Source organism: Dyella silvae, assembly GCF_026421305.1.
GTDB classification, from domain to species: domain Bacteria; phylum Pseudomonadota; class Gammaproteobacteria; order Xanthomonadales; family Rhodanobacteraceae; genus Dyella; species Dyella silvae.
Map to the genome: position 1 here is coordinate 17379 of NZ_JAPJBQ010000002.1, position 18508 is coordinate 35886.

General features: G+C 59.7%; 18 protein-coding genes. 12 read left to right on the forward strand and 6 right to left on the reverse strand.

Translation table 11 applies throughout. The features are described 5' to 3' along the window. Nucleotides 1-1743, reverse strand: a complete 1743-nt coding sequence (locus tag OQE56_RS04305; RefSeq protein ID WP_267221944.1) for a M1 family metallopeptidase — start codon at nt 1741-1743, stop codon at nt 1-3. Nucleotides 1744-1899: 156 nt separating this feature from the next. On the opposite strand from OQE56_RS04305, the gene OQE56_RS04310 reads away from it, so the two are divergent. Next, entirely contained in the window at nt 1900-2505 is a 606-nt protein-coding gene (locus OQE56_RS04310; protein WP_267221946.1) for a DUF4126 domain-containing protein, read from the forward strand. Nucleotides 2506-2587: 82 nt separating this feature from the next. Here the strand turns inward: OQE56_RS04310 and OQE56_RS04315 are convergent, their stop codons facing one another. From OQE56_RS04315 to OQE56_RS04330, 4 genes are all read right to left on the reverse strand, one after another. Further along, nucleotides 2588-3967: a leucyl aminopeptidase family protein gene (locus tag OQE56_RS04315; protein WP_267221947.1), complete on the reverse strand. Its 1380-nt coding sequence runs from the start codon at nt 3965-3967 to the stop codon at nt 2588-2590. A gap of 314 nt (nt 3968-4281) precedes the next feature. Continuing rightward, nucleotides 4282-4977, reverse strand: coding sequence for an HAD family hydrolase (locus tag OQE56_RS04320; RefSeq protein ID WP_267221949.1), 696 nt, complete (start codon nt 4975-4977; stop codon nt 4282-4284). Nucleotides 4978-4988: 11 nt separating this feature from the next. Beyond that, nucleotides 4989-6164 carry a LysM peptidoglycan-binding domain-containing protein gene (locus tag OQE56_RS04325; protein ID WP_267221951.1) on the reverse strand — a complete coding sequence of 392 codons (1176 nt, stop codon included), beginning with the start codon at nt 6162-6164 and terminating at the stop codon, nt 4989-4991. Between the two features lie 392 nt (nt 6165-6556). Then, a complete protein-coding gene (locus OQE56_RS04330; RefSeq protein WP_267221953.1) occupies nt 6557-7927 on the reverse strand; it encodes a Do family serine endopeptidase in 1371 nt (456 codons plus the stop codon). A 341-nt stretch (nt 7928-8268) separates the two neighbouring features. Between OQE56_RS04330 and OQE56_RS04335 the strand changes: the two genes are divergently transcribed. The 11 genes from OQE56_RS04335 to OQE56_RS04385 all read left to right on the forward strand — a co-directional run bounded on the left by OQE56_RS04335 (nt 8269) and on the right by OQE56_RS04385 (nt 17640). After that, nucleotides 8269-10416, forward strand: coding sequence for an adenosylcobalamin-dependent ribonucleoside-diphosphate reductase (locus OQE56_RS04335; protein WP_267221954.1), 2148 nt, complete (start codon nt 8269-8271; stop codon nt 10414-10416). Nucleotides 10417-10531: 115 nt separating this feature from the next. Continuing rightward, a complete protein-coding gene (locus tag OQE56_RS04340) occupies nt 10532-11119 on the forward strand; it encodes a histidine biosynthesis protein HisIE (protein WP_267221956.1) in 588 nt (195 codons plus the stop codon). 213 nt (nt 11120-11332) lie between these two features. Further along, on the forward strand, nt 11333-12073 hold the full coding sequence (locus OQE56_RS04345) for a TSCPD domain-containing protein (RefSeq protein ID WP_267221958.1): 741 nt from the start codon (nt 11333-11335) through the stop codon (nt 12071-12073). An 83-nt stretch (nt 12074-12156) separates the two neighbouring features. After that, the gene (locus tag OQE56_RS04350; protein WP_267221961.1) at nt 12157-13188 is read left to right on the forward strand and encodes a ParA family protein; all 1032 of its coding nucleotides are present in this window, start codon (nt 12157-12159) and stop codon (nt 13186-13188) included. Next, a complete protein-coding gene (locus OQE56_RS04355; RefSeq protein WP_267221963.1) occupies nt 13185-13859 on the forward strand; it encodes a hypothetical protein in 675 nt (224 codons plus the stop codon). The genes OQE56_RS04350 and OQE56_RS04355 overlap by 4 nt, the downstream gene beginning before the upstream one ends. Before the next feature lie 99 nt (nt 13860-13958). Beyond that, a complete protein-coding gene (locus OQE56_RS04360; RefSeq protein ID WP_267221965.1) occupies nt 13959-14666 on the forward strand; it encodes a hypothetical protein in 708 nt (235 codons plus the stop codon). A 96-nt stretch (nt 14667-14762) separates the two neighbouring features. Next, a complete protein-coding gene (locus OQE56_RS04365) occupies nt 14763-15371 on the forward strand; it encodes a hypothetical protein (RefSeq protein WP_267221966.1) in 609 nt (202 codons plus the stop codon). A gap of 83 nt (nt 15372-15454) precedes the next feature. Beyond that, complete coding sequence (locus tag OQE56_RS04370; protein WP_267221968.1) at nt 15455-15757, forward strand: hypothetical protein; 303 nt, start codon at nt 15455-15457, stop codon at nt 15755-15757. Between the two features lie 101 nt (nt 15758-15858). Further along, nucleotides 15859-16239: a hypothetical protein gene (locus OQE56_RS04375; protein ID WP_267221970.1), complete on the forward strand. Its 381-nt coding sequence runs from the start codon at nt 15859-15861 to the stop codon at nt 16237-16239. Between the two features lie 127 nt (nt 16240-16366). After that, entirely contained in the window at nt 16367-16804 is a 438-nt protein-coding gene (locus OQE56_RS04380; protein ID WP_267221972.1) for an energy transducer TonB, read from the forward strand. 92 nt (nt 16805-16896) lie between these two features. After that, entirely contained in the window at nt 16897-17640 is a 744-nt protein-coding gene (locus tag OQE56_RS04385) for an FRG domain-containing protein (RefSeq protein ID WP_267221974.1), read from the forward strand. Nucleotides 17641-18070: 430 nt separating this feature from the next. Here OQE56_RS04385 and OQE56_RS04390 read toward each other — a convergent pair whose 3' ends face one another. Continuing rightward, the gene (locus tag OQE56_RS04390) at nt 18071-18397 is read right to left on the reverse strand and encodes a HigA family addiction module antitoxin (RefSeq protein ID WP_267221976.1); all 327 of its coding nucleotides are present in this window, start codon (nt 18395-18397) and stop codon (nt 18071-18073) included. Nucleotides 18398-18508: the final 111 nt, after the last annotated feature.

Sequence of the window (18508 nt, forward strand, 5' to 3'; positions counted from 1 at the left end):
TTACTTCGCGACCTTCGCCTTCATCTCTGCCTGCTCCTTCTTCCACTGCTGGTACTCGACGAAGTGCGGCATCTCCCGTAGCACTTTGCTGCGAGGGTCCACGATCACCAGCGAGCCCGCAGGCGCGGGAATCGATGCATCGCCGCCATTCATGGGAACGGTCACCAGCCGGTCGCCCACCTGCACCTCGACCGGCATCGGAAACGGTTTGTTGTGCGGCACCTGCCAGTGCAGGTACAGCGTGTTGCCTTGCTGGCGCGTTTCCAGCGCAGGCAGCGCCGACTCGTACAGATACACGTCGAAGAACCAGTGCAGGTCGCGCCCGCTCACCTGATTGACGATATCGATGTAGTCACGCGTGCTGGCGTAGTGCGGCGCAAAGTTGCCAGGCTTCGGATCTGGACGGCCATACACCAGCCGGCGCACGCTTTCGAAAAACGCCTGATCGCCGATCAGCTGCCGCAGCGTGTGCAGCATCAGCGAGCCCTTGTAGTAAATGTCGTTGCCCGGCCCGTGCTCCGCGTTGTACACCTCGTGCTCGAACAGGCTGCGGCCAGCCACCATGGGGAATGCATTCTTCACCAGGCTGCGTTCGTTCTGCAGCATCGAGAAATACGGCATGTCTCCATACAGATACTGGCCGTACAACGGCTGCATGTAGGTGCCGAAGCTCTCGTGAATCCACATGTCGTCCCAGTCGGCATTGGTCACCTGGTTGCCGAACCACTCATGGGCAAACTCGTGCTGCAGCAACCAGTCGAAGCCGTACTCGCTGCGCGGATAGCCATGGCCGTAGGCGTTGATGGTCTGGTGCTCCATGCCCAGATGCGGCGTTTCCACCACGCCCATCTTCTCGTCGCCAAACGGGTAGGGGCCAATTTCCTGCTCGAAGAAATCGAGCATGCGCGGGAATTCGCCAAAGAGCTGTTTCGCCTGCGCTTCGTGACCGCGCAGATACCACATCTGCATCGGAATCGTGTTGCCGTAGCGGCTGTGGTAATCGCCCTTCAGCACGTCGAACGGGCCAATGTTGAGCGAGATCGCGTATGTGGCCGGGTGCCTGGTGCGCCAGTGGTACGTGTGGGTGGCACCGTGATCCTTGATGTCGACCAGCACGCCGTTGCCCGGTGCAGCAAGTGACTTGGGCACAGTGATATAGATATCCGCCAGATCCGGCTTGCCCTGCGGGTGATCGATGCACGGCCAAAGCAGATCGCAGCCTTCGCCTTCCACCGCGGAGGCCACCCACGGCTGACCATCGTCGGTGTGACTCCAGACAAAGCCGCCATCCCACGGCGCCTTCTGCGCCACGTGCGGTTTGCCGCCGTAGCGAATGTCGACGGTGGTTTTGCCGCCTTTCGCGAGCGGCTTGGGCAGCGTGATACGCAGGCGACCTTCGGGGTTGCTCCACTGGTCCGCGTTCAGCCGCTTGCCGTCGATAGTGATCTTGCTGATGGCAAGGTTGGGGTCCAGATCCAGCAGCAAAACGTCTGTTGCCTCGCGCGCGCTGAACGTCAGCGTTGCAGTCGCATCCAGGCTTTGCTGCGCAGGGTCCACATTGAAATGCAGCTCGGCATGCTCGAAGTGCAGACGCTGTTGTTCCGCGGGCATCGTGCCGCCGGATCGCAGCGTCTGCTCGCTGAGCGGTGGTTGCGTGGCAGGTTTGGCGTCATCTGCGCGTGCGCCGCTGATGAGCGCAGCACACAGGGCCAGAGAAAGCAGGCAAGGGCGGAGTGTCGTCATAAGCCGCACGGTATTGAGCCGACCCGCAGGATGACAACCCCCGAGCGCGAACGACATGGCCGGAAGACATGGCCAGGTGATGTGCGCTTGTGGTCACCCCCGCGGCACGCGCATGCTTGAGCGAAGCGAGATCACCCCACCATCGAGGGGATGCGTATGGATGCCGTGCAGAACCTGGCCCTCGCGGGCGGCCTTTCCTGGGCCAGCGGGTTTCGGCTGTATGCCACCGTGTTTATCGCCGGCTTGCTGGGGCGTCTTGGCATTGTGCATTTGCCCGAGGGGCTGCGCGTGCTGACCGATACCTGGGTGTTGGTCACGGCTGGCGCGCTGGGTCTGGGCGAATTTCTGGCCGACAAAATTCCCGCGTTCGACAGTGTGTGGGATGCGCTCAACACCTTTATTCGCATACCCGCGGGCGCCTTGCTGGCGTGGGGTGTGTTTCGCGATAGCGGACCCGGTGCGCAGTTTGCGGCAGGCCTGCTGGGTGGCGCACTGGCGTCCGGCACGCATCTGGCCAAAACCGGCGGACGGGCGTTGATCAACACCTCGCCCGAGCCCTTCAGCAACTGGGGCGCCAGCATTGGCGAAGACATCTCGTGGATGGGTGGCCTGTACCTGATGTGGCAGCACCCTGCGGTGTTTCTGGTGTTGCTGGGTTTGTTCGTGCTGTTGCTGCTGTGGCTGGTGCCCAAAATTCTGCGTGGCCTGCGCACGCTGGCGCGAAAGTTGCGCGGTGCGAGAGTGGCGTCGCCGGGCACCTAGATCCCTGTCGCCGCGCTCCTGCAGCGGGCACAAAAAAAGGGCGACCCGTGGGTCGCCCTTTGTGTTCAATCCATGCGTTGCATCAACGCTTGTAGCGCTGCTGCAAAAACGCAAAGAACGCACGCAGACCCAGCGCTTCGCCGCCGCGCGGCCGGCCGGGGCGATCCGCATCGTTCCATGCGTACGTATCCAGATGCAGCCACGGCGTGGTCTCAGGCACGAAGCGCTCGAGATACAGCGCCGCGGTGATAGCACCCGCATGACGCGACGCGCCCGAGTTCGCCATGTCGGCCAGGTACGACTCGAGCATCTTGCGGTACGGACGCCACAACGGCAGGCGCCACAGCGGATCGTTCACCGCACGGCCCGCCGCAAGCACGCGTTCGGCGGCGTCGTCGTTGTTGGCGAACAGCGCCGGCAGATCCGGGCCCAGCGCGATGCGCGCAGCACCGGTGAGCGTGGCGAAATCGATGATCAGCTCCGGCTTCTGCTCGCTGGCATAAGAGAGCGCATCGCACAGTACCAGGCGGCCTTCAGCGTCGGTGTTATCCACCTCCACCGTGATACCGGCACGCGTGGTGATGACTTCGCCCGGGCGCATCGCCTCGCCGGATACGGCGTTCTCCACAGCCGGAATCAAAAGCTGCAGGCGCACCGGCAGCTTGGCCTGCATGATCAGGCCGGCCAGCGCGATCGCATGTGCCGCGCCGCCCATATCCTTCTTCATCCAGCGCATGCCGTCGGCAGGCTTCAGGTCGAGGCCGCCGGTGTCGAAGCACACGCCCTTGCCGACCACGGCGATCTTCGGATCGCTGGCCTTGCCCCAGGTAAGTTCGATCAGGCGCGGCGCGCGATGGCTGGCGCGGCCCACCGCGTGAATGGTCGGGAAGTTTGCCTTGAGCAGTTCATCGCCCACCCATTCATTGACCTTGGCCTTATGCGCCTTGCCCAGCTGCTTCACGGCGTCGGCGAGATGCTTGGGGCCCATATCTTCGGTAGGCGTGTTGACCAGATCGCGCACCAGGGTGGTGGCTTCCATCAGCGGCGCCAGCACTTTCAGATCGGCGGTAGAAATAGCCAGCTTCGCCGGAGCGCGGCGCGCTTTGCGATAACGGGTGAACTCGTACGCGCCCAGCGCCCAACCCATCGCCACTGGCAGCGTGTCCTTGAACACGCTTTCGTCGGCGAGGTGGTAGGTGCCTTCGGGCAGGGTGCGCGGCAAAGCGCCCAGCGCGCTCAGCGGATCGTTGGCATCGACACCTACCAGCACGCGCACCAGTTTGCCGGCTTCGTCAGGAACCGGGACAAAGGTGCCCGGCGCCGCTTCAAAAGCGGAAGAGGCCAGCCACTGGCGTTGCGCAGCGGTAAGGCGGCGCTTGGTGGCGGCAAAACGGGACGGATCAGTAGTTTCGATGGCGATGCTCTGGCGCTCGCCGGCCTTGCGTTCGATCAGGACAGACATGAATTTCCTTACGCGGCGCACCCGCGGGCCGCTATGACAACGAGGGATACGTTAATGATGCTCGCTTTTGGTGCGGGGGGCGAGGGAGTGGCTCATTTCTCGCTAGGTATGCCAGTGCGGCCGTTCTTTTGCTCGTCATTCCGGCGTAGGCCGGAATCCAGTCGCGATATATCCGGGTTGTCGCGCCGGGCGGGCCGGTTGCCGGCAATGGATGATGCCGCGACAACCATGCGCCACAGTCACTAGATTCCGGCCTGCACCGGAATGACGGTGTAGGTGGGGTTGAGGCAACGAAATCTGCCGTGCGCGGAGCGTTACTCGCCCTGCGCCTCCAGCCAATCCGCAAGGGCACTCATATCGCGCACATCAAGATCGGGCGCCTTGCCCAATGCGCCCGGCCACGGATGGCCCGCGCGGTTGATCCACGCCGTACGCAGCCCCGCATCGCGCGCGCCGACAACATCCAGCTCCGGATCGTCGCCGACATGAAGAATGTCCCCCGGCGCCATGCCCAGCCGCTCGGCGGCGGCGGCGAAAATGCGCGGGTCAGGTTTGGCCACGCCGGTATCGCGGGCGCACACGTGATGCGCAAAGTGCGAGCGGATACCGATGCGGTCCAGGTCAGCGTTGCCGTTGGTGAGGCTGGCGATGGGCCAGTGGCTCGTGATGCGCTCGAGCGCCGGCAGGCTGTCGGGAAAGAGTTCGACGCTGTTGCGCGCCGAAAAGTAGATCTCCCACAGCGTGTCGAGCGGTGCTTGCTCGATGCCGCAGGTTGCAAACGCGCGCTGCATGGTGATGTAGCGCTGTGCGGTGAAGTCGTGCGCGAGGTCAGTACGCTCGGCGGCTACCTCCGCACGCAGCGCGCGCATGGCGGGTATGGGCCATGCGCGCGCAACGTCCGGAAAGTGCTGGCGCAGATACGCGTCCAGATCACGGTCTGCGCGTTCCAGGGCCGGCAGAACCGGCCACAGGGTGTCGTCCAGATCGAGAGTGAGGGCGCGAATGCGCACGCGGGACAAAATCAGTTGCCGCTCACCTGCAGCACCTGACCCACCTTCACGTTGTCGCTCGACAGATGGTTCCAGTTGCGCAGCTGAGAAACCGACACCGAGAACTTCTTGGCGATGGACGACAGCACGTCACCCTTGGCCACGGTGTAGGTCTCGCCAGCAGCGGCAGCCTTTTCAGCGGCCGGGGCGGCAGCGGCCGCGGAAGCCACCGGTGCGCTCACCGCGGCATCCGTCGGAATCGGGTCGGCTTCGGCATCCATCTTGGTGCCGGTTTCAGCCAGCAGCTTCTGGCGGCGGGCCTTGTCGTTCTGGGCCAGCTGCGGCGCATCGATATACGGCACCAGCTGGTGGGCGCGGGCCAGCGACTTCACCTCGTCGGTGCGCAGGAACTGCATGAAGGTCTGGATCTGCGCGGCCTTCGGGCTGGTCTTGTTGGTCACCAGGAACAGCGGGATGTACAGCGCGTACTCACCGTTGGAGATGGTGGAAAGGCTCGGACGCACGCCATCAACGCTGATCATGCGCACCTTGCTGTTGGAGGCCACCGCAGACAGCGTGGTCACGCCCAGCGCGTTCGGGTCGAGCGTCACAGCCTCTTCCAGCTTGGCCGTGTTTACGTACAGACGCGGCGCAGCCACCGGCTGGTTGCCGCGACCGAACAACAAGCGACGCAGGCTGTATTCCACGCCGTCACCGGGGCTGGCCACGGCGTACAGGTCGATCGGCGCGTCCTTGCCGCCCACATCACGCCAGTTGGTGATCTTGCCGACGTAGATGTCGTGCAGCTGCTTCGGGGTGAGGTTGGGAATGCTGTTGGACGGATGCGTGATCATCACCAGCGCATCGAACGCCACCGGGGTGAACACCAGGTCGCTCTCCGGGCCACCGGCGCTGGCGCGCGCACTGCCGGCGATGTCGGCCAGGCCGTGCTGAACCGCGTCCAGGCCCGACGCCGTGTTGAACGGCTGGATCTCGATACGGCCCTTACCGCTCTTCTCAAACGCCTTGCTCACGTCCTCCACCACGGCACGTGCGGTGGCGTAGTCGCCCCTCCAGACCAGCGCCGGTGCGGTAGACGCGGCGGGCTTCTTGGCGGACTTGCTGGTTTTGGTGGCGGCCATTGCGCCAGTGGCTGCGCATGCGGTGAGCAGCGCGACGATGAGTACACGGGAAAGTCGTAGAGACATGGCGGTGAGGAACCCCGGGATGTGATGAGTGGTGTTCGCAGGCCGCCGGAATAGGGCGCGCGTGCAGGAAAAAAAGTGGAACCCGGCTATTTCAGCCAGCTCAGGGCCAAACATCAAGCGCGATTCGGCGCTATGCGTTAGTAAAAACGCGATGGCGTGCACGCTCGCGTCACGCCGTTCATGAGCGGTTAGCTCGTCTCAGCACAAACCATACCGTCGCATGTGAACTGCGACACGAATGGTGCGTTGCAACCTCTCCTACACCGTCATCCCAGCGAAAGCTGGGATCCAGCGACTTTGTCGCGGCCAAAAGCGAAAGGCACTGGATCCCAGCTTTCGCTGGGATGACGCCCAAAAAAACCTTCGCAAGGCATTCAACGTTTGCGCACTACTCAACGAACATCCACATACCGCACCCCGTCATCCCCCGACACCACCAGCACGAGCTGACGCGGATTCACGCCCGCCAGACGCTGCAGCGTGCGCAGGTCCGGCACGCGCAGGTTGCCCACGCCGATCACAATGTCCGTTCCCTGCAGCCCGGCCTGCGCCGCGCGGCTGCCGTTGCGCACCGCACTCACGCCGACACCGCTGATGCCCTGGCCGCGCAGATTCTGCGGAAGCTCACTGAAGGTCACGCCCGCCAGACGCGGATCGAGCTTGGCGCCATCCAGCGTCGCGAGCTTCTCTGGCGTCAGTTTGGTGGTGACCTCGCGCGCGGTGCCGTTGCGCAGCACGCCCAGCTTCACCGTGCTGCCCAGCGGCAGCAGCCCCTCGGCGTTACGCAGCTCCTGCGCATTGCGCAGCGGCTTGCCGTTGATGGCGGTGATCACATCGCCCATCTGAAGGTCGGCGCTCTCCGCCGCCGAGCCAGTGGTCACGCGCGTCACCACCGCACCATTGGTGTCCTTGAGGTTGAGCACCTTGGCAATGCGCGGGGTGATGTCCTGCGTCTCCACGCCCAGGTTGCCGCGATTCACCTTGCCGTTGGTGACCAGCTGCTGCATCACCTCGCTGGCCAGATTGGTGGGAATGGCAAAGCCGATACCCACGTTGCCGCCCGACGGCGAGAAGATCATCGTGTTGATGCCCACCAGCTCGCCGCGCAGGTTCACCAGCGCGCCGCCCGAGTTACCCGGGTTGATCGAGGCGTCGGTCTGAATGAAGTTCTGATAGCCCGTGCCGCCCAGGCCCGAGCGGCTCAACGCCGACACGATGCCCGAGGTCACCGTCTGCCCGAGGCCAAACGGGTCGCCCACCGCCACCACAAAGTCACCCACGCGCAGTCGCGACGAATCAGCCATGGGCAAGGCCTGCAGGCCGGTGCCCTGAATCTGCACCACCGCCAGATCGGTGTCCGGGTCCGTGCCCACCAGCTTGCCCTTGAAGTCGCGGCCGTCCTGCAGCGTCACCGTGATGTCGTCAGCGCCGCCCACCACATGATGATTAGTGAGCACATAGCCCTTGGCGGCATCCACGATGACGCCCGAACCCAGGCTCTGCTCAATGCGCGAGCGAGACCCACCTTGCCGGCCAAAGAACTCGCGAAACACCGGATCGTCAAAGAACGGATTGCGCACCTGCACACGCGTCTTGGTGGAAATGTTCACCACCGCCGGCGTCACCTTCTCCAGCATCGGCGCCAGCGAAGGCAGCGGTTGACCGTCCACCACAGGCGGTAGCGAGGCATGACTGGCAAGCGGCGCAGCGGCAACCAGAACCAGGGCCGCGGCGGCCAGTCGACGGACAAGACGGGCAAACATGGAAGCTCCTTTTTCACTTTCGAATCGACGGTCGTTCGACTCGGCGTGCCGTCACCGGTTCCATCGGTCGAACGCTGACAAAACCACTTTACAACGATGCATACCGGGGGTAACGTTCACATCCGTTCGCGACCACAACATCTTGTGTGACACCGCCGGGACTCAACCCAAGAGCTGGTGTCACAAGACACTCGGGGGGAGTTGTCGAAGGTCGGGCAGGGAACGTCGGTCGGGCCGTAGCGCTGGCTTCGTTTTTCCAGTGCAAGGGCTGACGCGGGCGGTTTAGCCGATTAGAACAACCAACGGGGCCGAAAGGCCGTACCGATGAGGTCAGGAAGCCGATGAGCACCCAGCGTGCACCAGCTGTAATTCGAGATTCCGCAGCCATCCCGCTGCAGCCGGCGTCCTACGACATCTGGGACAAGAAATACCGCCTGAAGGACAAATCGGGCGCGCCGGTCGACGGCAGCGTCGACGAAACCTACCAGCGCGTCGCCCGAGCGCTTTCCGACGTGGAAGCCACGCCGGAGCTGCGCGAGCACTGGTTCGAGCGCTTCCTGTGGGCGCTGCGCCGCGGGGCCATTCCCGCTGGCCGCATCACCTCCAACGCAGGTGCGCTCGAGCACAAGCCCGCCACCTCCACCATCAACTGCACGGTGTCGGGCACCATCCGTGACTCCATGGACGACATCCTGGAGAAGGTGCACGAGGCCGGCCTCACACTGAAAGCCGGTTGCGGCATCGGCTACGAGTTCAGCACGCTGCGTCCGCGCGGCGCGTACGTGTCCGGCGCGGGTGCCTACACCAGCGGCCCGCTGTCCTTCATGGATATCTACGACAAGATGTGCTTCACCGTGTCGTCGGCCGGTGGCCGTCGCGGCGCGCAGATGGGCACGTTCGACGTCAGCCATCCCGACGTGAAGGAATTCATTCGCGCCAAGCGCGAAGACGGCCGCCTGCGCCAGTTCAACCTCTCGCTGCTCATCACCGACGGCTTCATGCAGGCGGTGGAGCACGACCAGGACTGGCCGCTGGTGTTCCCGGTGCACGTCAAGGAACAGACCGAGATCGATCTCAACGACCCCACCAAGGTCGTGTGGCGCGAATGGCCCACCCACGAAAACTACGTGGAGCGCGAAGACGGCCTGGTCGCCTGCAAGATCTACGGCCACATCCGCGCGCGTCACCTGTGGGACATGATCATGGTCTCCACGTATGACTTTGCCGAGCCGGGTTTCATCCTGATCGACAAGGTCAACGAGATGAACAACAACTGGTGGTGCGAGCACATCCGCGCCACCAACCCGTGTGGCGAGCAGCCGCTGCCGCCGTACGGCTCGTGCCTGCTCGGCTCGGTCAACCTCACCACCTTCGTGCGCGACCCGTTCGGCCCCAAGGCCCGCTTCGACTGGGACGAATACCGCGAAGTGGTCAAGGTGTTCACCCGCATGCTCGACAACGTGGTGGAGATCAACGGCCTGCCGCTCGAGCAGCAGCGCAACGAAATCCTCTCCAAGCGCCGTCACGGCATGGGCTTCCTGGGCCTGGGCACCACGCTCACCATGCTCAAGATGCGCTACGGCACCGCCGAGTCCGTCGCCTTCACCGAAGAGGTCTCCCGCGAAATGGCGGTGGCCGGTTGGGAAGTCGCGCTCGACCTCGCCAAGGAAAAAGGCCCGGCCCCGGTACTGGCGCGTGACTACACCGTCACCGGCGACATGCTGCGCAAGCGCCCCGAAATGGCCACCGACGGCTACAAAGTCGGCGACACCATCCCGGGCCGCGTGCTGCACGCCAAGTACAGCCGCTACATGCAGCGCGTAGCCACCGTGGCGCCCAACCTCATTGCCCAGCTGGCCGAAACCGGCGCGCGCTTCACGCACCACAGCTCCATTGCCCCCACCGGCACCATCTCCCTGTCGCTGGCCAACAACGCCAGCAACGGCATCGAGCCGAGCTTTGCGCACCACTACTCGCGCAACGTCATCCGCGAAGGCCGCAAGACCAAAGAGAAGGTCGAAGTGTTCAGCTACGAGCTGCTGGCCTACCGCGCGCTCATCAACGGCGATGCCATGCCGTACAGCGACGACCCCAAGGCCAAGCTGCCCGAATACTTCGTTGCCGCCGACGACATCACGCCCAAAGAGCATGTCGACATTCAGGCCGCCTCGCAGTTGTGGGTCGATTCATCGATCTCCAAGACGGCGAACGTGCCCACCGACTACCCGTACGAAGACTTCAAAGACATCTATTTTTACGCCTATAAACAAGGCTTGAAGGGTTGCACCACCTTCCGTTTCAACCCCGCAGCCTTCCAGGGCGTGCTGGTGAAAGAAGCTGATCTTGAGAACACCCTCTACCGCTTCGAATTGGAGGACGGTAGTGTTGTGGAACTGAAAGGCAACGAAGAAGTGGAATACGACGGCGAAATGCATTCCGCCGCCAACCTGTTCGATGCCTTGAAGGAAGGGTATTACGGAAAGTTCTAAACTAGCGGCCGGTACCTGCCACCAGGTGCCGGCATGCTTGCGAGAGCAGCACCGGCATACCTAGAGGCAAGGCTCACTACAAGTTCCAAAATCCACGTCGGAGGGGAATACCCGCATGTCCATCGATACCGAATTTGATATGAAAGATGAAGCCGTCATGGTCGTTGACGCGCCGGTTGAGGTTGCCGCAGTCGAAGTAATGCCGGCTGCCGCTGCCCCCAAGAAGGCTCGCGCCAAGAAGAAGTCGGCCGCGGCCAAAAAGGCTGCTCCGGCCAAAAAGGCTGCGAAGAAGGCGGTGAAGAAGGCCGCTGCCAAGAAGGCCGTCAAGAAGACCGTCAAGAAGGCTGCCGCCAAGAAGACCGTGAAGAAAGCGGTCAAGAAGGCAGCTGCCAAGAAGGTGGCCAAGAAGGCAGTGAAGAAGGCTGCCGCCAAGAAGGTCGCCAAGAAGAAGGTCGCCAAGAAGGCGGTGAAGAAGGTCGCACGCAAGGTCGCCAAGAAGGCCGTGCGTAAGGCTGCCGCCAAGAAGGTCGCACGTAAGGTCAGCAGCAAGAAGACGGCCAAGAAGGCCGCAGTTAAGAAGACGGCCCGTAAGGCCGCCGGTAAGAAGGCCGCCAAGGCGGTCAAGAGGTCCACTGCCAGCAAGAAGGCAGGCGTGAAGAAGGCCGTGCGCAAGCCGGCCAAGAAAGCCGCCCGCCGCAAGTAAGCCGTACCCGATTCGGCCCGGCGTTCATCCGCCGGGCCGAATCGTTCCGAAGTAGCCGTCAAGACGCGACACCCTCTCAGTCCCGTCATTCCAGCGAAAGCTGGAATCCAGTGCCTTTAATGCTCTGGACCACGAGTCTCCACTGAGACATCGGTTTTGCCAGCCACTTCAAGCTGTCGCGCGCCGCCAATCACCTGAAAAGAAGCACACACCATGGCGATCAAGATCGAAAAGAAGATCAAGGGCTACAACGTCGTAAAGCCCGAGGACAAGGCCGCGTCCGCCGCAGCACCCGCCCCGGCCGCTCCGAAAGAAGCGCCCAAGGCCGAAGTCATCCAGATGCACGAGAGCCTGGAGCGCCCCGAGACGCTCGTCGGCTCCACCTACAAGATCAAGTCGCCGCTGTTCGAGCACGCGTTGTACGTCACCGTCAACGACATCGTGCTCAACGCCGGCACGCAGTATGAGCAGCGCCGCCCCTTCGAGATCTTCATCAACTCGAAGAACATGGACCACTTCCAGTGGATCGTGGCGCTCACCCGCATCATCTCCGCCGTATTCCGCAAGGGCGGCGACGTCACCTTCCTCGTGGAAGAAATGAAGGCCGTGTTCGACCCGCGCGGCGGCTACTTCAAGGCTGGCGGCGTCTACATGCCCAGCATCGTCGCCGAGATCGGCGCCGTCATCGAGCAGCACATGAAGATGATCGGCCTCATCCACGACCCGGAGATGGACGAGTCCACCCGCAAGCTCATCAACGAAAAGCGCGCTGCTTATGAAGCGGCTGCCAACGGCAAGAGCGCCAAGCCTGCCGCTGAAGCAAGCGCTGAACCCACCAACGCCAACGGCTTCCCGCCTGGCGCCACGCTGTGCGCCAAGTGCAATACGCAGGCGCTGGTGCTGATGGATGGGTGTCAGACTTGCTTGAATTGTGGCTATAGTAAATGCGGCTGATGCCGACATATTAAATAGATGAAAGGCGACTCAAAGTCGCCTTTTTTTTGCCTGTAGTGGAGCGAACGGAGGCAGGGGGCTAAATGGACACTAAAATTGTCACTCTATACAACAACAAGGGCGGAGTTTCCAAAACGACGACCCTGTTCAATCTGGCTGTTTATCTTTCTATCACGGGTAAGCAAGTCCTGATCGTAGATTGCGATCCCCAGTGCAATGTTACCGAGTTGTTTTTTGCTGCTACCGAAGACTCTGATAGTCCGGACATAGATTTACCCGGAACGTCCATTTATCAGGCTCTTCTGCCCCGATTCAAAGGGCAGCAGGCCGTAATTGATCAGAAATCAGTTGAGTTGGTTCCGCATGCTTTGTATCAGAATTTGTCGCTCTTTAAGGGGGATCTAGAGTTCGCGCGTGCGGAGACATACTTCGGTACTGCGTGGAATCAAGCAATCACCGAAAACATCCACGAAAAGAACTCCTATGTGGTCTTTGAGAGACTTCTTCGTGCGCTTGGCAATGAGAGATCCTTTGATTACATACTGTGCGACGTCGGGCCTAGCACGGGTGCTATTAGTCGTACCGTCATATTGAGTTGTGATGAGCTGGTTATCCCTCTGGTTCCCGATCGGTTCTGCTATCAAGCAGTTAAGCTGCTTGGGTCGATTATTAAGGAATGGGTGGATCGGCACAAAATAATAAGCGCTTCGCTCGTTCCATTTGAGATTACTCCGTTTGTTGGTGAGCCTAAGCTTGCGGGCACAGTTGTTCAGAACTTTAAGGTTCACAGTGGTGCAAAGGCTAAGCAGTCCTACATAAAATGGCAGGACAAGATCACGCAGCAAATTAAGACGTCACTAATTGGCCCGGGTGCACTTACGCCGAAGGCGGAGTTCGACGAAAACAACCCATACACGGCATCTATTAGAGATGTAGCGGTTCTTGCACCGATCGCTCAGATGTTCGGACGAGCGATATTTGACATCCAAAAAGAACATACGCGGGAAGCTTCAACGGACGGAAGCATGTACTACGGGTCCGTTTGGACTCCATGGGAGGAGCGCATGGATGCCTACAAGAAGGAAATAGCAAAGCTTGCCGAGGCGATTTCATGAATCCCTCCTATGCCTACTGTGCGCTAATAGATGTTCTAGGCTATCGCAGCAGGTTGAAGGGCGATCAAGAGAGCGGCTCTTTTGCCTTCAAAGATGATTTGGAGGAGGCCCTGAGATGCTTCGATGGAGTCAATTCGGCAGTATTCGGTGTTCATGCGATTTCAGATACCGTCATATTGACATGCACCACGCATGCAAATTTCATTGAATTCCTTCAGGTCATTAAGTCCGTTTTCTTGGCTTTTCTGAAGAGAGGTCTGTTTGTTCGCGGTGGAATTGCCTATTCGAAGCATTTTCAAAATAACAAACTAACTTACAGTCATGCGATCGCGCGATCCTATGAGCTTGAATCCTCTAGGGCGATACATCCTCGTATCGTAATAGACGAAAACATCATCCAGATGCACTCAGGTCCCGGCAGTACAGTTCAATTGCGTAAGGCCGATTTAGTTGCTCAGCAGAATGGCGTGTACTTTCTTCACGTTCTGGCTGACCCACAGTGGCCCGCGATCTATATGTCCGCCAAGGCTGCTTACGAGCGCGACAAGAATGGACTGATCGCTAATGAGGCAGCATTGGGTAAGCACGTTTGGTTTGAAGAGTATCTCCGTACCTTTGTTCCCACGGAGTCGAAATTCGAAGCCTATATAGAGCGTGCCAGTCTTTACTGAGCTTACAAAAGCAGAACTAAAGGGGCGGAGGCAGTTAAATTAGCTAAAACCTCCGTTCACAGGATTTGTCTTTAGTTGTAATTGGGCTAGTGGCCATCTATGGAAAATAAAGGAAGCGGAAGTCCGTATCCGTTCATTGCAAAGCTGTGCACCTGGCCGCTAGTGGTTGGGTTCTTCTTCGGCATGGGCTTTGTAATTTTCGTTGTGTACCCACCTCACGCAGGTTGGGGTGAAGGTGAGAAATGGGGTGATATTGCTACGTGGTTTGCGGGCTTCGCCGGAGCGGCTGCAGCGTTAGCCACCTATTACACGGCGAGAACGGCCATCCGAGTTGCGATGCTTCCGCTTCGTCAGGCCGAGGAGTTTCGCGCCGCAAAGGCGTGGAATGTTGGAAATGCCATTGCTGACGAGCTCATGTCGTGTCTCATACATTTCCATAGCGTCGTCGATGGCCTCGGATTTGCTGCGGACACCGGGTTGATAGGAAGAACTCGAACTAGCGCAAAGAGGCTAAAACTTGAAGGCATACCCATGATCGAAAAGTTCATGGATCAGCTCGATTGTTTTCAGGATGAAGACGGGAGAAGGATCGTTCGAGCCTGCTTCGCAACGCTGCATGCGCGGCAGCGCCTGAGGATGGTTGCCGAAGTAGATCTCAAGGAACTCCGTCGGTGGGCGGGCGAGAGTTACTACACATTCATAGCTAATCGAACTGTCGAAAGTGCAAGGCTGGCGATCATCGAGATAGAGGCGGCAATGCCGTCGCTGACTCGAATGGGTGTGATTCTGCAGAATCGAGACACGTAGGGCCGGGCGCAAATAAGGGGTCAGAGTGCTTTTCCCTTAGGCTAAAGGGGACGGTGGTAGTTAAGTCAGCTAGCGCTAGAAGGGGAGATGTTGGGCATGGCGGCGATTGGTGCAGAAGGGTTTTCGCTAAAGCGGCTACGCAGATACTGGCGACAGTATTTAGCGGATGCTTACTGGCAGGCGATCATCCTTGGTGGATTTGTTTGCGTTGGTATCTACCTGAGCCTTCTATCCAATAGCGACGCGTTAGCCAACCTGTCCGTATCGCTCATGGATGGCCGTCCGTGGATGTTTCTCCTCGTGGCTTGGTGCGCAGTGAGATTCGTTCAACTGGCGAGCCATTCATTCCTTCCAGCAAAGATTCGAGCGAGCAGATTTCCAAGGCGTATTTGGAAGGCATCGATTGATGCTCTGACCGTAGCAATTGGTTCGTTTATCGGAACCGTCCTGGCCTTGCGGGCTTATGGCATAAGGCGTCCAGATGATCTTTGGGCAATCTTTCTCGTGCTGTTCATAGCGCTTTTCCATCTGTTTGCCATCGCCCAAGGCATGTATGGCCACCGGTTTTTGAATGTCAGCACGATTCACAGGCGCTGGCTTGGCTTGGCCTTTGCTGCTTCCCTCCTGGCGATTCTCGCGGTGAGTGGCAATATGACGGAGCGAGAGAAGAGCCCACATTCCTGCCCCGTAGTGAAAGCGCAGTAAAGGGGGCGGAGGTAGTTACGCCAGTTAACTACCTCCGTCCCCTTTGTTAGGCGCATTTCGCACAATCAGAAAAGGATGCTTCGGTGAATCGAGCACAACGTCGTCAGCTGCTTCTTTATATGCGTCTTCGGGATCGCGATGTATCCGTAGCCGCTATGTTTCTCTACAACTGGCGTATCTACGTCGTCATTCTTGCCGCCGCCATTGGTTCGGTTGGTGCCATGCTCTATTTGGGCCAGTGCTTCTGGGCAGGGCTGCTTGCGGTGGCATACGTCTCCATCTTTCTGAGGGACGCGGGCCAATTCCTGAAGATGAGGCGGACGTGGCCGTTGACCCGGGAGCTCCTCGATTGGTCGAAAGTGGAGCAGAAGATGGCCGAGATGTAATCTCAGGCGGCTTCATTTCTCGAACAAGCGATGCGGGTAGGGCGGGGCGTTGAGCCCGGCTCGTGACGACAGAACTGGGGAGCAGTCATGTTGGAGGGGGTATGCGTTTTCTGAAAGTCACCCGATGGCTCGCGGTTTTCTTCGCCATCGCGCTCGCCACAGCCTGCGCCTTCAAGCAGGAAGCAGATGCCAAGTTTGGCGACCAGCACTTCAAGACAACCATTGCGCTTGTCGAGCTCTACAAGTTGCGGCATGGCAGCTACCCCGAGACGCTTCATGACCTGACCTTTACAGGGGATTGGGATGCCATCGCATTGAACTCTGTGAGCTACCGTCGCGTGGGTGACGGTTATGAACTCGACATTGCACGCGGCTGGGTCGGGCAGCCGACGCTGACGTATCCGCCGGAATTCTGGAAGGGCCTGGGGCTGGTTGCGTCCAATGTCGGTGGTGCGCCGGCTGCTCCGCAACAGGGGAAATAAGGGGGTGGAGTGCTTTTCTCCAAGGTTCTTGGCATCGCTGACTAGCGGCGAAAAGGAAGCGCTCGCGCCTTTCTCTCCACGGATCGCCGAGTAAAGGCGAGTAAAGGGGACCTAAATGGGAGTAGACATGAAAGTACGTATTGCGTGGGCCGCATCGTTGATGTTCACGGGATTGGCGATTGCTGGGAGCATGCCAGTGGCCTACAACAACCTATCTCCGGGCGGCCGAACAGCGCTGGATCAGAAGGCCCACGACGCGCTCGACAGCCAGTACAACATCATCGATTTTGACCTGGCTAAGCACCACTATACGTCGCCGCACCCGGTGGCCGGGTCTATGCCGCACGCCCCAGAGAATGCTGATGGAACTCAGCTTCACGGCTATGTCATGTTGGCATACGTCGTGACTACCGATGGACGCGCGGCGTCGCCAACAATCGTCAAGTGTACGGCTCCCAAGCTATGCGATTTAGCCATAGAGGCGACGCGTGGCTGGCGCTTTGAGGCTGCCACACTTGACGGAAAAACAGTAAGCACCATTGCCCTTCAAGAGTTCAATTTTTGATTGAATTTCAGTAAAGGGGGCGGAGGTAGTTAAGTCAGTTAACTACCTCCGTCCCCTTTGTTTGCGGCCTTTTGCAGGGAGAAGATACGAGTATGGAAGAAGTTGTCTGCTCAAGCTGGACAGATTTCAAGAGTCGGATTATCGCTGATCTATTTCACGGGGAGCGATTCTCTCGCGGAAGATTTTTGTTCCGAGGCCAAGGCAGCGCATCTTGGTCGTTGATGTCTTCTTTTGATCGCTGGTATCAGGGATATAGTGGTAAGTTGGCCACCAAAGCCAAGACTGCTGATCTTCTGTTGGATGCTTTTGCTAAAGAGTGTGAACTCGAGGATATATCCTCTGATGTTCGGAAAAATAAGCTTCTCATGCTTAGCCTCGCACAGCACCACGGACTTCCGACTCGTCTCCTTGATTGGAGCGAGAGCCCTTACGTAGCTGCATTTTTTGCGTTCAGTGGACACATTCGGCACATAGTGCCTTTGGAAAAGCATGTCGCAATCTGGGTGCTTGACAGTGCCGACGAGTGTTGGAGTTCGGAGTTCGGTTGCGAGATTGTCGATGTGCCAAGTTTTGGCAATGAGCGGATTAGAAATCAGCATGGGCGCTTTAGCTATTTGAAAGCACCATCGGATTCACTCGAACAATACGTTGCTCAATTTCCTAATAGTTCAAAAGCGTTGTTAAAGTATCTGGTGCCTGTGGCCGGCGCTGGCCACGCGATGGCCGATCTCGATGCAATGGGGTTGAGCCACTCAAGGATTTATCCAGGGCTGGGAGGGAATGCCAAGGCGGCGGAAGTGCGCGTGGTGTTAAGTATGTACGGTGAGGGGTCTTGAGAAAAAAAGGGTCAGAGTGCTTTTCCCTTAGGTGAAAAGCCTCCGATCCTTTTCTATGCCTCGACGCGCCGAGGCCTCAAAAGGAAATGGGCGGCGCTTGCGCGGCCGCCCATCTGTCGTCCATCCAGCCGTCGTCAGTGGGCTGTTGGTGCTCCGCCAGTAGGGCGGTCGCTCGCTCCGGGGAGTCATGCGGATCTCTCGGGAGCAGGGCCAGATTAAGCGAGCGATTGTTGTATCCCCATCAGAAGGATCTTTAGAAGTCGTAAAAATCTGCCGGCCGCGCAAAAAAATGCAGAGCTTGAAAGCGTAGGGTCAGACTTCTTTAGAAGGGATGAGGGCACGCCGCCGCTTTGGCTTATGAAACTGGGGTGTTAGCAAGCGAGCGCGGAAGAGAGGGCAGAGTGCTTTTCTGCTTCCTTTTCTGGGCGACCTAACGGGAAGAAGCACCTGGCCCCTTTATCGCGACATCGCGCCCGCGCCGTTCCCGCTCCAGATCGCACTGCACTTGCAGCAGCATCCAGTAGAGCGCACTGGTGTCGAGGACAACGGCGAGGCGAAGGGCGACATTGGCGCACATGGGTACCTCGCCGATCACGAGCCGACGCAGGCGTGGCGCTCTGATCCCCGTGCGGCGGGCGAGGGCGGAGAGGGTCATGGCGCGGGGTTTCAGGTAGTCGTCCCGCAGCACCTCACCGGGGGTGCGCAGGTGCCATGAGGGGTCCACCCGCAGCTGCGGGTCGGGGCGAATCAGATTCATCGGATTTTCCGGTCAGGCACGGCAAGGCGACGCATCAGGGATGACATCGATGCGTGTCGGGGAATGTCCTGCGACGCTGTGGGTGATCGCCTAGGTGTGGCGCATCGATGG

Bases quoted from the DNA above. Each gene is read 5' to 3' on its own strand.
- OQE56_RS04325 (WP_267221951.1), bottom strand. From the start codon at position 6,164: ATGTCTCTACGACTTTCCCGTGTACTCATCGTCGCGCTGCTCACCGCA.
- OQE56_RS04380 (WP_267221972.1), top strand. From the start codon at position 16,367: ATGAAAGTACGTATTGCGTGGGCCGCATCGTTGATGTTCACGGGATTG.
- OQE56_RS04345 (WP_267221958.1), top strand. From the start codon at position 11,333: ATGGCGATCAAGATCGAAAAGAAGATCAAGGGCTACAACGTCGTAAAG.
- OQE56_RS04305 (WP_267221944.1), bottom strand. From the start codon at position 1,743: ATGACGACACTCCGCCCTTGCCTGCTTTCTCTGGCCCTGTGTGCTGCG.
- OQE56_RS04310 (WP_267221946.1), top strand. From the start codon at position 1,900: ATGGATGCCGTGCAGAACCTGGCCCTCGCGGGCGGCCTTTCCTGGGCC.
- OQE56_RS04340 (WP_267221956.1), top strand. From the start codon at position 10,532: ATGTCCATCGATACCGAATTTGATATGAAAGATGAAGCCGTCATGGTC.
- OQE56_RS04350 (WP_267221961.1), top strand. From the start codon at position 12,157: ATGGACACTAAAATTGTCACTCTATACAACAACAAGGGCGGAGTTTCC.
- OQE56_RS04360 (WP_267221965.1), top strand. From the start codon at position 13,959: ATGGAAAATAAAGGAAGCGGAAGTCCGTATCCGTTCATTGCAAAGCTG.
- OQE56_RS04315 (WP_267221947.1), bottom strand. From the start codon at position 3,967: ATGTCTGTCCTGATCGAACGCAAGGCCGGCGAGCGCCAGAGCATCGCC.
- OQE56_RS04385 (WP_267221974.1), top strand. From the start codon at position 16,897: ATGGAAGAAGTTGTCTGCTCAAGCTGGACAGATTTCAAGAGTCGGATT.
- OQE56_RS04355 (WP_267221963.1), top strand. From the start codon at position 13,185: ATGAATCCCTCCTATGCCTACTGTGCGCTAATAGATGTTCTAGGCTAT.
- OQE56_RS04375 (WP_267221970.1), top strand. From the start codon at position 15,859: ATGCGTTTTCTGAAAGTCACCCGATGGCTCGCGGTTTTCTTCGCCATC.
- OQE56_RS04390 (WP_267221976.1), bottom strand. From the start codon at position 18,397: ATGAATCTGATTCGCCCCGACCCGCAGCTGCGGGTGGACCCCTCATGG.
- OQE56_RS04365 (WP_267221966.1), top strand. From the start codon at position 14,763: ATGGCGGCGATTGGTGCAGAAGGGTTTTCGCTAAAGCGGCTACGCAGA.
- OQE56_RS04335 (WP_267221954.1), top strand. From the start codon at position 8,269: ATGAGCACCCAGCGTGCACCAGCTGTAATTCGAGATTCCGCAGCCATC.
- OQE56_RS04330 (WP_267221953.1), bottom strand. From the start codon at position 7,927: ATGTTTGCCCGTCTTGTCCGTCGACTGGCCGCCGCGGCCCTGGTTCTG.